Genomic DNA, 13,212 nt, shown 5'->3' with positions numbered 1-13,212 from the left:
TCGACGGCCCCGTACACCATCCGCCGAGACGACCGCGGCGCACAACCGGTCAGCCGCTGAACGTACCCGCGCAGCAAGGCGATCCCCTCGTGCCCCCCGATCGAGCACGAACTGCCGATTCCCGTTCGGTCACAGCCACCAGCGTCATCCGGGCGGGATCAGGCGGTCAGCAAGCGCAGCGCGGCGGAGGAGTCGCTGCCCGGTTCCGCGGTGTGGGTGAGGATCCGCTGGCCGTTTCCCTCGGGCAGGTGCAACACCTCGTAGCCGAGGGTTAGTTGCCCGACTTCGGGATGCCGGAACCGCTTGGAACCGCTCGTGCACAGCCGCACATCGTACCCGGCCCACAGCCGCGCGAACTCCGCACTGTTCATCGACAGGTTGCCGACGAGCTCGGCCAGGCGACGATCGTCGGCGAACCGCGCCGCGACGAATCGCAGAGACGCGACCGCAAGGGCTGCTTCGTCGGCCCAGTCGGCGTAGAGGTCACGGGTGTGCTCGTCGAGGAACAGCAGCTTCATCTGGTTCGGACGCTCCTCCTCGTATGCGGGAGCGTCGTAGTCGAGGTGCCCGGCCAGCAACCGGTGGCCAGAGCGGTTCCAGGCGAGGATGTCGTTGAACCGTCCCAGCAGCACCGCCGGCACATCACCCATCGCGTGCAGCAGTTGCTCCGCGCCCGGCTTCGCGGTCTCCGGCCGTGACGGGCGGGGCCGCTTCACCGGTGTCGGGCGGGCGAGAGCGAAGAGGTGTGCCCGCTCGTCCGCATCCAGTCGCAGGGCACGGGCGAGCGCGTCGATCACGGAGTCCGACGCGTTCTGCGACTGGCCCTGCTCCAGCCGGGTCAGATAGGTCACCGACACCCCAGCCAGCTGCGCCAGTTCCTCACGGCGCAGGCCTGGCACGCGGCGGCGGCCGTAGCTGCTCACCCCGGCGTCGTCCGGAGACAGGCGGTCGCGGCGGGAGCGCAGGAACTCGCCCAGCTCCGTCACCGGACGATCCGCCTCAGTGGCCACCGGGCAGTCGTAGGGCTGTCGATCCATGGCCTCATCGTCGCCCACCGGCACGAGCACAGCCTGTCCCTGCCAGTGCTAGGCACCCCCGGACTCCTCACCCGGGGGTTCTGGCTGTCTGTTTCGCGTGGGACGAACCTGCGTGGCATGACCGAGATCGACACCTCACCCCCGACCACGTCCGCCCCGACCGCCGAGCGCTTCACCCCCGCTCAGAAGATCGCGATGGCGGTACTGCTGACCGCGAACTTCACTCTCGCCGTGGACTTCTCGATCCTCAACGTCGCACTGCCGCACATCGGTCACGAGCTCGGCTTCGACACCGGCGGGTTGCAGTGGATCGTCACCTCCTTCGCGCTGTGTGCTGCCGGGTTCACACTCTTCTTCGGCCGCGTCGCCGACCTGTTCGGCCGCAAGCGCCTGTTCCTTGTCGGCATCGCACTCCTCGGCACCTCCTCCCTCGCCGGCGGTCTCGCGGCCGAGCCCGCGCTACTGCTCACGGCACGGGTCGGGCAGGGCACCGCGACCGCGATGGTCACCCCCGCAGCGTTGTCGCTGATGACCACGGTGTTCCCCGAAGGACCGGCACGATCCCGGGCCCTCGGCCTCAATGGCGCACTGATGGCGGCAGGGTTCACCGCCGGGGCCGTGCTCGGCGGCGTCCTCACCGGCACCGTGTCGTGGCGGTGGGCGTTCTTCGTCAACGTCGCCGTCGCCCTCGCCGTGATCCTCGTCGCCCCGTTCGTGCTCCGCGAACCCGCCGCCGGCACCCGGCCGCGCCTCGACGTTCCCGGTGCGGTCGCGGTCACTTTCGCCCTGGTCGCGCTCGTGTTCGGCATCGACACCGCCGGCCACGCCGGCTGGACCCACCCCGGCGCCTGGGGGCCGCTCCTCGCCTCCGCCGTGCTGTTCACGGTCTTCCTCGCGATCGAATCCCGCGTCGCCGAACCTCTCATCGCGCCTGCGCTGCTGAAGCGCCGCAACATCGCCTGGGGCAATCTCGCCGGGCTGCTCGCGTTCGCGACTGAGACCTCGTTGGTGTTCCTGCTCACCCTGTACCTGCAGGAGATCCTCGGATACAGCGCGGTGACCGCCGGCCTCATCCTCGGCGTCCTCGGCATCGGCACCGTACTCGGCGGGCTCGTCGCCCCGAAGATCATCGGCAGGACCGGTTCCAAGACCGTGATCATCACCGGCTTCGTCACCCAGGCCGCTGCGACCCTGCCGCTCGTGTTCGTCTCCGACAGCCGCGGCTGGCTCGTTCCGCTGCTGATCGTCACCTTCGCCGGCGGCGTCGCGAACCTCGTCGCGATCGTCGGCTACGCCGTCGCCTCGACCTCCGGCGTCCCCGCCGACCAGCAGGGCCTCGCCACCGGGCTCGTCACCATGAGCCAGCAGGTCGGCATCGCCCTGGGCACCCCGATCATGTCCGCCATCACCGTCAGCGTCGCCGCGGCGACCCTGCTTCCCGGCATCAAACTCGCGATCGGCGCGAACACCGCTCTCACCCTGGCCGCCGCGATCCTCGTCGCACTGTTCTTGAAACTCCCGGGCGAGAACCGCGCCGCGTAAGGAAGGCCCGGGGTGTGGCGTGGACACGAGAGCAGCCACGGCACACCCCGGCATACCGTCGGCAGGAGCGAGAGCCGCTTCGCTCCCGTCGAACTTCGAACCCGGAATGCCGGAGCCGGTCGTGGAGTCGCGGGCGGCGCGGCGGAAGCGGCGGGCGGAGCCGGTGCTGGTCGAGATCACGGGGCGGGTCCATCGCCGGGGAGGAGCTGCCCACCAGCGCGCGTCAGCACCACCGACACCGGCGTCACCCGGATCGAGGACGACCCTCGGGCAGGTGTTCGACGCCTCGCCGTGCAGCGGTCGAAAACGGCGGGGTCGTGACACGGGAGTGGGCACAGGCGGATTCGAACCACCGACATCTGCTTTGTAAGAGCAGCGCTCTACCGCTGAGCTATGCGCCCGGAGACCGGGCCACAGCCTACATGGCCCGCAGCCGGGGGCATAAACCCTGACCGCCGGTCCGGAACCGGTCGCTCCGCCGGTCCGGGGGGTAAGCCCCACCCGCGATTCGGTAGGGCGCCGGATCCCAGACGCCGGCCATCGCCCGTACGGTCGTCAGGCACCCTTCGCCGTATACACCGGGAGTCAGCCGTGGCCGTCCGCAACCGTAGGTTCCTCGCCGTCGCCGGAGCCCTCCTCGTCGCCCTGGCCGCCGCCGGCTGCGCCGACTCCGCCGAGGACAGCGCCCCCGACCGCCGCACCTTCGCCTTCGAGGGGAAGGACCTCAAGATCGAGTCCGGCAACTCCGACATCGAAATCGTACCCGCCGCCGCCGGCACCAAGGACGTGAAGGTCACCCGCTGGTTCAGCGGCTGGACGGCGGTGATGGGGGACATCGAGAAGAAGTGGTCGCTGAAGGGCGGCGTCCTCACCCTCAAGGTCGAGTGCCACGGGCTGATCCAGAACTGCGACTCCCGGTACCGGGTGGAGGTGCCGCGCGGGATCGCCCTGGCGGTTTCCGACGACAACGGCGCGGTCAGCGCGAGCGGTCTGGAGAGCGCGCTGTCCCTGCGTTCCAACAACGGCTCGATAAAGGTTCGGAAGTGTCGGGGCCCGCTCGAACTCCACAGTGACAACGGGAGGATCGACGCTGCGGGTCTCGGTTCCCGCAGTGTGTCGGCGCACTCCAACAACGGAGAGGTGCGGTTGGCCCTCCGGCAGGTGCCGGACCGGGTGAAGGCCGTCAGCGACAACGGCCGGATCCTGGTGGAGTTGCCGCGCGCCACCTACCGGGTGGCGGCGGAGTCGTCCAACGGCAAGGTGTCCGTGGACGTGCCCAGGGACAGCGGGAGCAGCCACACCCTCACCGCCCGGAGCAACAACGGGGACGTGAGCATCCGAACCGCGAACTAACCGTCCCGTGTGTTCGTTCCCACCTGGTGGGAGAATGGCCCTCTCGGCCACGTCCGGCACCGGACCCCGGGACGGGGCGCCCGCGAGGGCGTGCCCGTCCCGGGGGCCGGGGAGCGCCCCGTCATGGACGGGGTGAGCCCGGCGGGAGGGGAGCCGGGGCGGACACAGCACGGGAGAGGGATGTGACGGCGAGAGACAAGCAGCCGGCCGGACCGCCGACGCAGCGCCGCCGAGCCGGCGGCAGCCGGAGGGCCGGTGGCCGACCGGGGCTTCGGAGCACGGCCCGGGACGTGCTGACCCTGGCCGCCCTCCCACTGCTGGCACTCCCCCTGCTGGCCGCCTCCTTCGCCGGCGGTGGCACACGCCGCTGGTTCGGTCGCGGTGACAGCCGGGAGGACGCCCAGACCGCCAAGGACGCGGCTGCCGAGGCCTTCTACGAGCTGGACACCGCCCACCGTGACCTGCGGATCTCCATCGAGACGATCACGGCTGTGGACGACTCTCCGCGGGCCCGGCAGGTGGCCGCGGACTACCAGACGTTCGGGCAGCGCATCGACGAGGTCAGCGGGGCCTACATCACCGCGCTCGACTCCTACGACCTTGACCGCGACGACCTGGACAACGCCACCATCGCCCGCGCCCGCGCCGATCTGACCAGGGCGAAGGACGAACTGAACCGGGTCAGGTCCGACCTCCTGCGGTTCGCCGAGAGCATCGGTCCGCTCCTGGAGACCGCCGAGGGCCAACTCGCCCGGCTGGCACCCGCGGTCGAGCGGGCCCGGCAGGCGCTGCTGGCCGCCTCCGAGGCCCTGGACTCCGTGCGCTCCGCGGGCCTGCGCGCGGACGACCTGGCCGCCCGGCTCGCCGCGCTCTCCCCGGAGCTGACCAAACTCAACCAGGGCGCCGGGCAGCACGGTGTGCAGGAGACCGTCCGGCGGGCGAACGAGGTGCTGCGGAGTGCCGAGGCGGTGCGCGAGGAGGCGGCCCAGCTGCCGGCCCGGGCCGCCGAGATCGACCGCCGCCTGGTCTCGCTGCGCACCCGCGCCCAGGCCATCACGACCCGGGCCACCGGGGTCGCGCCCATCCTCAGTGAACTGCGCCGGCGCTACAGCGTGGCCTGCTGGCAGGACCTCCAGCAGGTGCCGGCGGAGGCGGAGCGCTCGGTCGCCCAGGCCGAGGAGAAGCTGGCCGAGGCCCAGCAGGCCAGGAGCGAGCAGCGCTGGGCGGACGCCACCGCCCGCATCGGGACCGTGCGGGCGCTGTTGAACTCGACGGACGAGGCGGTCTCCGCGGCCGGGGACCGGCTCCGCCGGCTGGACGCGGTCTCCGCCGACCGGAGCAAGGAGGTCGAGCGGACCCGGTTCGCGATCCGGGACGCCCAGCGGCTGGCGATGGCCGGCCGGGCCACCCCCGACCCGCGGCACGCCCGCCCCCTGGACCAGGCGGTGGAGCGGCTGGAGCGGGCCGTGTCCGGGCTGGAGGGGCGGCATCCGGACTGGTGGCACTTCCTGACCGAGACCGAGGCGGTGCGCCAGAGCGTCGCCCGGGTGGTGTCCGAGATCCGTGGGGAGCGCGCGGCGGGCGGTTAGCGCCTGCCCGGTGGTGCTCCGTCGCCGGCCGGGCCCCGCCCGCCGGGGCCGTAGGCTGTTGTCATGCCTCGCTACGAGTACCGGTGCCGCTCCTGCGGCGACACTTTCGAACTGAGCCGTCCGATGGCCGAGTCCGCTGCCCCGGCCACCTGCCCCGAGGGGCACGAGGACACCATGAAGCTGCTGTCCACGGTCGCCGTCGGTGGCACGGCGGCCGCCGCCCCAGCGCCCTCCGGTGGTGGTGGCGGCTGCTGCGGAGGCGGCTGCTGCGGCTGACGTCCGTCACTTCTGGCAGTGGGATCTCCCGCCTCGGCCGGGTACCTCGCGGTGCCCGGCCGAGGCGGCGGTCTCGTGGAGAGGCGGCGCGGCTGACGGTCGCCGGGCGCTCAGCGCTTGCGGGAGAGTGTCACCCCGTCGGCCACGGTGAGCATGACCGACTCCATCCGGGGGTCCGCCGACACGTGGGCGTTGAACTCCTGGATCGCCGCCCCCGGACCAGTGGCCTCCGGATTCGGTCACCTGGCCGTGGAAGAAGACGTTGTCGCTCACGATCAGGCCCCCGGGGCGGATCCGCGGCACCAGCTCGTCCCAGTAGGCGATGTAGTTCTCCTTGTCCGCGTCGATGAAGGCGAGATCGACCTCCGGCTCGGCAGGCAGTGCGCGGAGGGTCTCCAGCGCCGGGCCGATCCGCAGGTCGATGCGGTCCGCGACACCGGCCCGCCCCCAGGCGTCCCTGGCGAGCGCCGTCCACTCCTCCGAGACGTCGCAGGCGATGATCCGGCCGTCGGCCGGCAGCGCCTGCGCCATGGAGAGGGAGGACAGCCCCGTGAAGGTGCCGACCTCCACCACGAGCCGGGCCCCGAGCAGGCGGACCAGGAAGGCCAGCAGCGGCCCCTGCTCCTCCGAGACCTGCATCTGGGAGCGCTCCGGCAGCCGGGCCCGGGTGGTCTCGACGAGGTCCCGCTGCACCGGGTCGAGCGGCGGGTTGTGAGCGAGCAGGTAGTCGTACAGCTCCGGGGTGACCGGGGTCTTCTGTCGCGGGTCGTAAGCGCTGCGCCGCACCGGGGCGGCGTCGCCCGCCGGAGCGGCCGCGGCCGCTCCGGCGGGGGTGTCCAAGCCATCTGTCTGAGCCATACCGCCATCCTCGCTCAGTCGGATACGGCGTGGAGAAAGGCGCGCAGTATCCGCTCACCGGCCAGCACACCCCGCTCGGGCAGGGCGTTGACCTTCGCCGCATCCCAACCGCTGTCGGCGAGTTCACCGTGGCCCGGCCGCCATGCCTCGTCACCGGCCAGCAGCAGGTCGGTGTCGAGCAGCGAGTCCCCTGCGGTGTAGAGCCGGCCGGTGCCGGCCCGGCGGGCGACCTCGGCCACGGCCGCGCTCTTGGTGAGCGGCACCGGTACCGCGTAGAGCTTCCGACCCTGGAGGGAGACCGTCCAGCCGAGCCCCAGGGCCCGGTCCGTCAGCTCCGCCACCCACTCCGCCGGGAGCCGCGACCGGTCCACCACGAGATAGGCGAACAGGTCCTCCGCGGTGCGCTCCTTGAGCAGCCAGGCCGGGTCGGCCCGGCGCACCAGCTGCTGGCGGACCTCGGCGAGCGGGGCGCAGCCGTCGGCGAGTTCCTTCCGGACCCGCCGGTCCCAGTCCGCGTCGGGTTCTCCGTCGACGAGGATCCGGCCGCCGTTGGCGCACACCGCGTAGCGCGGTGGCCGCTCCCCGGTGGGCAGCCGGACACGCAGGTACTGCTCGGGGGTCCGGGTGGTGGCCGGCACGAAGAGGGCGGAACCGGCGAGCCGGGCCAGCAGCCGGGCCGCGGTCTCGGTCATGTAGGAGAGCGGCCGGGAGTCGTAGATCTCCACACAGAGCAGCCGGGGCGCCGTGGCGTCGGGCATGTCCAGGGCGAGCGCGGGCGCGGAGTAGATGAGAGTGCGGTCGAGGTCGCTGGCGACGAGTGCGGGGCTCACGGTGCGGACACCGCCCGGCCGTCCGCGCCGACCGCGCCCCGGGTGTAGTGCGGATGGATCAGCCCCACGCAGCTGTAGGGCAGTTCCTCCACCTCCTCCACCGGCACCCCTCGCTGCTCCGCGAGGAGGCGCACATGGTCGAGGTCGGCGCCCGCCCCCCGCCGGGCGAGCACCCGCCAGGGCACCCGGCGCAGCAGTACCCGGGTCGTCTCGCCGACCCCGGGCTTGATGAGGTTGAGGTCGCCGACGCCGTACTCCCGGCTGATCCGTTCCACCGCCGCCCAGCCCGCCCAGGTTGGTTCGCGGTCGGCGGCCAGCAGTTCCGCGGCCTCCTCCGCGGCCCCGGCGGCCACTTCCTCGAAGCGGGCGGTCACTGTGTCCAGGAAGTGCCGGCTCAGGTCGGCTCCGGCGAGTTCCCGGTAGTACTTGGCGCCGTGGAAGTCCTCGGGGCCGACCAGGTCGGCGCGGAGCACCGTGCGGGAGACGAGACCGGAGACGGTGGAGTTGAGGCAGGCGGAGGGGATGAGGAAATCGTCGCGGGTGCCGTAGGTGCGGACGCAGCCGCCGGGGTCGGCGAGTACGGCGATCTCCGGGGAGAACCCGGGGTGGGGGCGGAGCGCCTCGGCCAGTTCCCGGGTGATGGCGCCCTTGCCCGTCCAGCCGTCGACGAAGACGATGTCCGCCGGATCGTGGTGCTCGGCCAACCAGCGCAGTGCGTTGCCGTCCACGCCGCGTCCGCGGACGACGGATATCGCGTAGTGCGGCAGGCTGAGGCCGTGCGCGTACTGCGCCCAGCGGCGCATCAGCACGCCCACCGGGGTGCCGGCGCGGGCGAGTGAGACCAGTACCGGGACCGGTGGACCGGCGGTGCCCGGCGGGTGGCCGGGACGGCGGGCGGCGTGCTCGGCGAGGACGGTCTCGGTGACGGCGCCGACCGCGCGGGCCACCCGGGCGGAGGAGGAGTCGAGGGCGTTCTGGAAGAGCCGCTGGTACTCGGCGCTCGGCTGGTACTCGACGGGGAGGGACTCGGCGTAGTGCGCCCCGCCCTGCTGGATCGCCTCCTCGCGCTCCTCGGTGGGCGCTTCGAGGGCGACGTCGGAGAGGTCCTGGAGCAACCAACCGACCTCCTCCGGGTTGTAGGAGGAGAAGGCCGGTCCGCGCAGCGGCCCGGGCGGCTCGGCCCGTCGCGGGCGCGGGCGCGGTATGTGGGCGGGAACGGTGGCGAGGAGCAGCTGGTCGGTGTGGGCGCCGAGGCGGGCCAGCAGGCCGTCCGGGGCGTGCAGGGCCGGGGTGTCGGCCGCGGAGTCGACGACGGCCACGATGGCGTCGAAGCGCCGCCGGGGGTCGGCTCCGGCGGCGACGTTGTAGGCGTAGCGTTCCCCCGGTCCGTCGGCCGGCCGGTCGTGGGCGGGGAAGGTGATCCGGGTGCGGATGGCGTAGCCGGGGTCGTCGACGGCCAGCACCGGGGACCGGGTGGTCGTCGAGTAGCGGATCTCCACGCGGTCGCCCAGCGAGGCCTGGAGTTCGGTGGCGAGGCGGAGTGGTGCGTACATGAGTTCTTCGAAGCCGAGCACGAGCACCCGGGGCGGCCTCGTTGGTTCCGTTTCCGGCCGGTCCCGGAGTGTGGTCGGCGGAAGCTGTTCCGGGAGCAGGACGGCGGCGATCCGGTCGGCCATCGCCGGAAGCGCGGCCTCCAGCCGTGCACGATGGGCGGGGGTGAAGCCGTGCCGGCCACCGTCGGGCAGCCCCTCGGGCCAGCCGAGGTCGACCCGGGTCACCGCCGCGGTGGGCTCGGCCGCGCTCCCCTCGGGGGGCTCCGCCGGTCGGGCCGGCTCGTGGCGGGCGAGCAACCGCCCGGCGCGGTCGAGGACATCTGCCGGCAGGCGTACCGTGCCGGTCGCGGTGGCGATCAGGTCCACCTGTGCGCCCAGGGTGGCGGCGAACGCGTCGAGGGCCTGCCGCTGCTCCTCGGTGCGTGTGTCCACCAGGGCCACGACCACGTACCGCCGGCGCGGGTAGCGGCTGTGCAGGGCGCTGATGGTGTTGCGGACGGTGTTCCCGGTGGAGAACTCGTCGTCGACGAGGACCAGCGGGCCGTCGCCGGCGAGCAGTTGGGGGTCTTCGGGCAGCAGCAGGTGCTCCGTCGCGTGGCTGTGGGACTCCTCGAAGCCGCCGGCGGGGGCGACGGCCGGTACGGGGCGGCGGGTGGAGTGCAGGTACGGAGCGAGCTCCAGGCCGTCGGCGACGCTGTGGCCGAGCCCGGTGGCGGTCTCGGCGTAGCCGAGGACCACGGCGCGTGCGGCGGCCTCGTCGCCGAGCAGTCGCCGGACCCGCCGGCCGAGGTCGACCCCGGCCTGGTGGACCACCTCCGGGCGCTGGGGCACGTGCTTGCCGAGCACGTTGGAGACCAGCAGGTGGGCGCGTTTGGGGTTGCGCCGGAGGGCGAGGCCCAGCAGTTCGGTCAGTCTCCGGTCCTCGTCGGTGCCCGTGGCCGGCTCCGCCGCGGCCCGGAGACTGACCCCGAGACGGTCCGCGACCCACTGTCCGGACCAGGTCGGCTGCTGTTCGCCGTCCTCCGGTTGTCCGTTCTCTCGCCGCACGTCCGCCCACTCCCCGTTCCGGCCGTCCCGCCGTCCGACCACCGATGGCGCTGACGCGCCGAGTCCGTCACCGTTCATTTCAGGCCGGCCGCCATCAGCAGTTGGACGAAGCTGACGTCGTCGCGCGCCACTCCGAAGATCTCCGCCCGGCGCAGGGTGCGCTCCGCCCAGGCGCGGTGCGGTTTCGCCTCGTTCATCTTGTTGGTGTAGGCGGAGCGCAGCACCCCGCCCCCGCGACGGTCCGGCCGGAGGATGTCCCGGGCATCGCTGAACTCCTCGTGGCTCACCACTGACAGCGCGTGGACGGGCGCGATGTGCGAGGGATGTATGCAGGTCTTGCCCTGGAGCCCGTTGGCCCGGTCGAGTTCGATCTCGCGGAGCAGCCCGTCCATGTCGTGTTCGATGAGCGCGGCGCGCAGCTCCTCCGCCCGGCCGGTGAACGGGGTGGCCCTGAGCTGCGGCCGGAACATCCGTTCCTGGAGCCGGAAGTACTCCCACACCGGTCCGCTGATGGTGAACCCGCTGCCGTCGGCCCGCCCGAGGGTGTTGACCACGTCGCCGATCACCGAGGCGACGAGCTGCACGTCGTAGGCGGTCAGGTCGGGTGGGCGGCGCAGGCCGTAGGCGGAGCAGAAGTCGGTGACGCCGAGCCGGAGCGCCAGGACGCGTTCCCGGTACTTCTCCACCGCCCGCCGGATGCCGGCCAGGGTCTCGGTCCTGGTCTCCAGGTGCAGCAGACTGGGCGATTCGAGTACGGGCATGGCGAGCAGCCGGCGTCCGGTAGCCGCCTCCGCGGCGACGAGGGCCTCAAGGAACGGGACCCCGTGCTCCTCGGTGAACTTGGGCAGTACGAAACCGGACAGGGTTCGGACCGCCGGGCCGAGTCGGTCCACGAGGTCGGTGATCTGCTCCGGGCTGCGCACCCGGACGAACAGCAGGGGGCGTTCCTCCTCGCGCCGGTCGAGTTCGACCAGTTGCCGTACGAGGTTCTGCTCGGCCGCTGCCACCTCGGAGTCGTGGATGGAGTCCTCCAGGCAGAGGACCATGGAGACCAGGCCCCGTCCGGCCTGTTTGACGACGTCGTCGGCGAGTCCGGGCCGGGTGGCCGGACTGTAGAGGGTGGCTCCCAGCGCCGCTCCGAGCGTGCTGATCGGGGAGTTCTCGTCGAACTCGACCGGCTCCGAGTGGAAGAGGCTCTGTCGCACGGCCGCTGGCACGTGTCTGAAATGACGCATCCGGTTCCCCCGTGGCTCTCTTGGCCCCTACTCACTCGATCTGGCCGATAATCGTACGTGTGCGTGGGGGTGAAGGTTCCGCGAGGTCTTTCCCGGCCGGGCGGGCGTCCCCTGCGTTGTCCCGGCACCTACCTTGAGGGCAGGATTGCGGCCATGACGCACGCGATGTTGAAGGGGTCGAACATCCCGCTCGAAACCGGCGCCGTACGGGCCGTGTTGCACTGGACCCCCGGACCGGAGGTGCCGGATGTCGACGCCTCCGCCCTCCTGTTGGGGCAAGAGGGAGTCGTGCACTCCGACGAGGACTTCGTCTTCTACAACCAGCCGCGCCACCCTTCGGGACTGGTCCGCCACCTCCCCAAGATGAGCCTGGGGGAGTCGCTGACCGACACCGTCGAGGCTGACCTGGCCGGACTACCGCCCTCGGTGACCCAGGTGGTGCTCGCGGCATCAGCGGACGGAGACGCCTTCGGCGCCGTCTCGGACCTGCGTCTGGCGATCTACGACGCCGCCGTGGATGCCTCGGAGGAAGCCGACCCGATCGCGGTCTTCGAGGTCTCTCCGGAGACCGGTGAGGAGACGGCGCTGATCTGCGGTGAGCTGTACCGGCGCGGCGACGGCTGGAAGTTCCGCGCGCTGGGGCAGGGGTACACCACCGGACTGATCGGCCTGGCCACCGAGTTCGGCATCTCGGTGGACGAGGGCGAACCGCACCTGCCGGAGGCCGAGGAGACGGGCGGGGAGGCGGAGGACCCGGCCCCGCCCGAGCCGCAGCCGGTCACACCGTCCCACTTCCCGGAGCCGGAACCGGAGCCCGCCTCGCCGCCCCCCTCCTCGGAGGCCCCGACCCAGGTGCAGCAGCCGGGCTACGGCTATCCGCCGGTGCCCCCGCACATAGCCGGGCCGATACCCGCGCCGGCTACTCCGCCGGCACCGGCCCACCAACTCACCCAGCCGTCCTACGGGTACCCCCAGCACCCGGCGGCGGCCTACGGCTATCCGCAGCCGCCGGTCGGGCCGTCCCCCGCTCCCGTTCCGGAAGCGGCCTTCTCCCTTCCCCCGCAGGGGCCGCAGTTCCGGCGGAGCGGCTGAGCCGTCCGGCGGGGACCGGCCGCCACGGCGCCGGGCGCGGGGAGGGAGGACACGGAGCGGCTCAGATCTTCTCCTTGTAGCCCCTCCCCCACTGCAGCCCCCAGCCGTAGAGCCGGTCCAACTCCGCCTGGAAGCCGTAGACGTACTTCACCTCCCGGCGGACCGTCAGCTCACCCTTGACGTTCTCCAACATGACCACCGCGCAGGAGCGGGCCTGCGGGGCCCGCTCGTCGAGGCTGATCTCCACCCGGGGACCGTTGCTCGGGTAGAGCGTGACGACGGCGTGCGTCCGGTCGAAGGCCGGCGTGCCGTCGTAGATGTAGACGAAGACCAGCAGCCGTTTGAAGTCGTCCTTGTGGTCCATGTTGACGTAGATCGTCTCGCCGGACGGCGCACCGAACCGGTCGTCTCCGCTGAGCTGCATGTAGGGAGGTTCGTTGACGTCCCCCAGGAGGTTGCCGAGCGGTTGGACGACCCCCTTGCTGCCGTCCTGCAGCTCGTACATGCAGGCGAGATCGAGGTCGATCTTGACCACCGCGGGGCCCTGGGCCTGCACCACCTCCGGCTTGAACGCCTTCAACGGGTTGCGGAAGAGACCACCGCCGCCGGGCGGCCCCTGGCCGATGTCGGAGGTCCGCATCCGCCAGGAGAGGTTGACCCGCAGGTTCCCCGTGTCCGCACCCTGTTTGGTGAGCGACAGGGTCGGGCGACGCTTCGTCAGCTCGATCGCGTTCGATGCCGGACTGCCGCTGTCGAAACCATGCTGCCGCCCCTGCCGCCAGTTGTTCCAGAAAGACATA

General features: G+C 72.1%; 10 protein-coding genes, 1 tRNA gene and 1 pseudogene. 5 read left to right on the top strand and 7 right to left on the bottom strand.

Features of this window, described 5'->3' with window-relative positions:
• Positions 1-158: 158 nt before the first annotated feature.
• Positions 159-1,037 (bottom strand): helix-turn-helix transcriptional regulator, encoded by an 879-nt coding sequence (locus BGP73_RS02135; RefSeq protein ID WP_069812065.1) that lies wholly within the window; start codon positions 1,035-1,037, stop codon positions 159-161.
• A gap of 117 nt (positions 1,038-1,154) precedes the next feature.
• Between BGP73_RS02135 and BGP73_RS02130 the strand changes: the two genes are divergently transcribed.
• Entirely contained in the window at positions 1,155-2,579 is a 1,425-nt protein-coding gene (locus BGP73_RS02130; RefSeq protein WP_069811626.1) for an MFS transporter, read from the top strand.
• A gap of 329 nt (positions 2,580-2,908) precedes the next feature.
• On the opposite strand, the gene BGP73_RS02125 is transcribed toward BGP73_RS02130, so the two are convergent.
• Positions 2,909-2,980 (bottom strand) — tRNA-Val (locus BGP73_RS02125).
• Between the two features lie 190 nt (positions 2,981-3,170).
• Between BGP73_RS02125 and BGP73_RS02120 the strand changes: the two genes are divergently transcribed.
• From BGP73_RS02120 to BGP73_RS02110, 3 genes are all read left to right on the top strand, one after another.
• Positions 3,171-3,932, top strand: coding sequence for a DUF4097 family beta strand repeat-containing protein (locus BGP73_RS02120; protein ID WP_069811625.1), 762 nt, complete (start codon positions 3,171-3,173; stop codon positions 3,930-3,932).
• Positions 3,933-4,114: 182 nt separating this feature from the next.
• The gene (locus BGP73_RS02115; protein WP_374701106.1) at positions 4,115-5,521 is read left to right on the top strand and encodes a hypothetical protein; all 1,407 of its coding nucleotides are present in this window, start codon (positions 4,115-4,117) and stop codon (positions 5,519-5,521) included.
• Between the two features lie 63 nt (positions 5,522-5,584).
• Positions 5,585-5,797, top strand: coding sequence for an FmdB family zinc ribbon protein (locus BGP73_RS02110; protein WP_069811623.1), 213 nt, complete (start codon positions 5,585-5,587; stop codon positions 5,795-5,797).
• 110 nt (positions 5,798-5,907) lie between these two features.
• On the opposite strand, the pseudogene BGP73_RS02105 reads toward BGP73_RS02110, so the two are convergent.
• From BGP73_RS02105 to BGP73_RS02090, 4 genes and pseudogenes are all read right to left on the bottom strand, one after another.
• A pseudogene (locus BGP73_RS02105) lies at positions 5,908-6,583 on the bottom strand (O-methyltransferase).
• 86 nt (positions 6,584-6,669) lie between these two features.
• On the bottom strand, positions 6,670-7,485 hold the full coding sequence (locus BGP73_RS02100; protein WP_069811621.1) for an HAD family hydrolase: 816 nt from the start codon (positions 7,483-7,485) through the stop codon (positions 6,670-6,672).
• Positions 7,482-10,163 carry a phosphoribosyltransferase gene (locus BGP73_RS02095; protein ID WP_079127126.1) on the bottom strand — a complete coding sequence of 894 codons (2,682 nt, stop codon included), beginning with the start codon at positions 10,161-10,163 and terminating at the stop codon, positions 7,482-7,484. The genes BGP73_RS02100 and BGP73_RS02095 overlap by 4 nt, the downstream gene beginning before the upstream one ends.
• Positions 10,160-11,320: an HpcH/HpaI aldolase/citrate lyase family protein gene (locus BGP73_RS02090; RefSeq protein WP_069811620.1), complete on the bottom strand. Its 1,161-nt coding sequence runs from the start codon at positions 11,318-11,320 to the stop codon at positions 10,160-10,162. Before BGP73_RS02090 ends, BGP73_RS02095 begins: the two co-directional genes overlap by 4 nt.
• Positions 11,321-11,473: 153 nt before the next feature.
• Here BGP73_RS02090 and BGP73_RS02085 point away from each other — a divergent pair, with 153 nt between their 5' ends.
• Positions 11,474-12,412: a TerD family protein gene (locus BGP73_RS02085; RefSeq protein WP_069811618.1), complete on the top strand. Its 939-nt coding sequence runs from the start codon at positions 11,474-11,476 to the stop codon at positions 12,410-12,412.
• Between the two features lie 61 nt (positions 12,413-12,473).
• Here BGP73_RS02085 and BGP73_RS02080 read toward each other — a convergent pair whose 3' ends face one another.
• On the bottom strand, positions 12,474-13,211 hold the full coding sequence (locus tag BGP73_RS02080; protein ID WP_069811616.1) for a TerD family protein: 738 nt from the start codon (positions 13,209-13,211) through the stop codon (positions 12,474-12,476).
• Position 13,212: the final 1 nt, after the last annotated feature.

This window comes from Streptomyces sp. TP-A0874 (assembly GCF_001748085.1).
In the GTDB taxonomy this organism is placed as follows: domain Bacteria; phylum Actinomycetota; class Actinomycetes; order Streptomycetales; family Streptomycetaceae; genus Streptomyces.
This window is presented reverse-complemented; position numbering and strand designations above follow the sequence as displayed.

Bases quoted from the DNA above. Each gene is read 5' to 3' on its own strand.
- BGP73_RS02135 (WP_069812065.1), bottom strand. From the start codon at position 1,037: ATGGATCGACAGCCCTACGACTGCCCGGTGGCCACTGAGGCGGATCGT.
- BGP73_RS02130 (WP_069811626.1), top strand. From the start codon at position 1,155: ATGACCGAGATCGACACCTCACCCCCGACCACGTCCGCCCCGACCGCC.
- BGP73_RS02110 (WP_069811623.1), top strand. From the start codon at position 5,585: ATGCCTCGCTACGAGTACCGGTGCCGCTCCTGCGGCGACACTTTCGAA.
- BGP73_RS02095 (WP_079127126.1), bottom strand. From the start codon at position 10,163: ATGAACGGTGACGGACTCGGCGCGTCAGCGCCATCGGTGGTCGGACGG.
- BGP73_RS02090 (WP_069811620.1), bottom strand. From the start codon at position 11,320: ATGCGTCATTTCAGACACGTGCCAGCGGCCGTGCGACAGAGCCTCTTC.
- BGP73_RS02085 (WP_069811618.1), top strand. From the start codon at position 11,474: ATGACGCACGCGATGTTGAAGGGGTCGAACATCCCGCTCGAAACCGGC.
- BGP73_RS02080 (WP_069811616.1), bottom strand. From the start codon at position 13,211: ATGTCTTTCTGGAACAACTGGCGGCAGGGGCGGCAGCATGGTTTCGAC.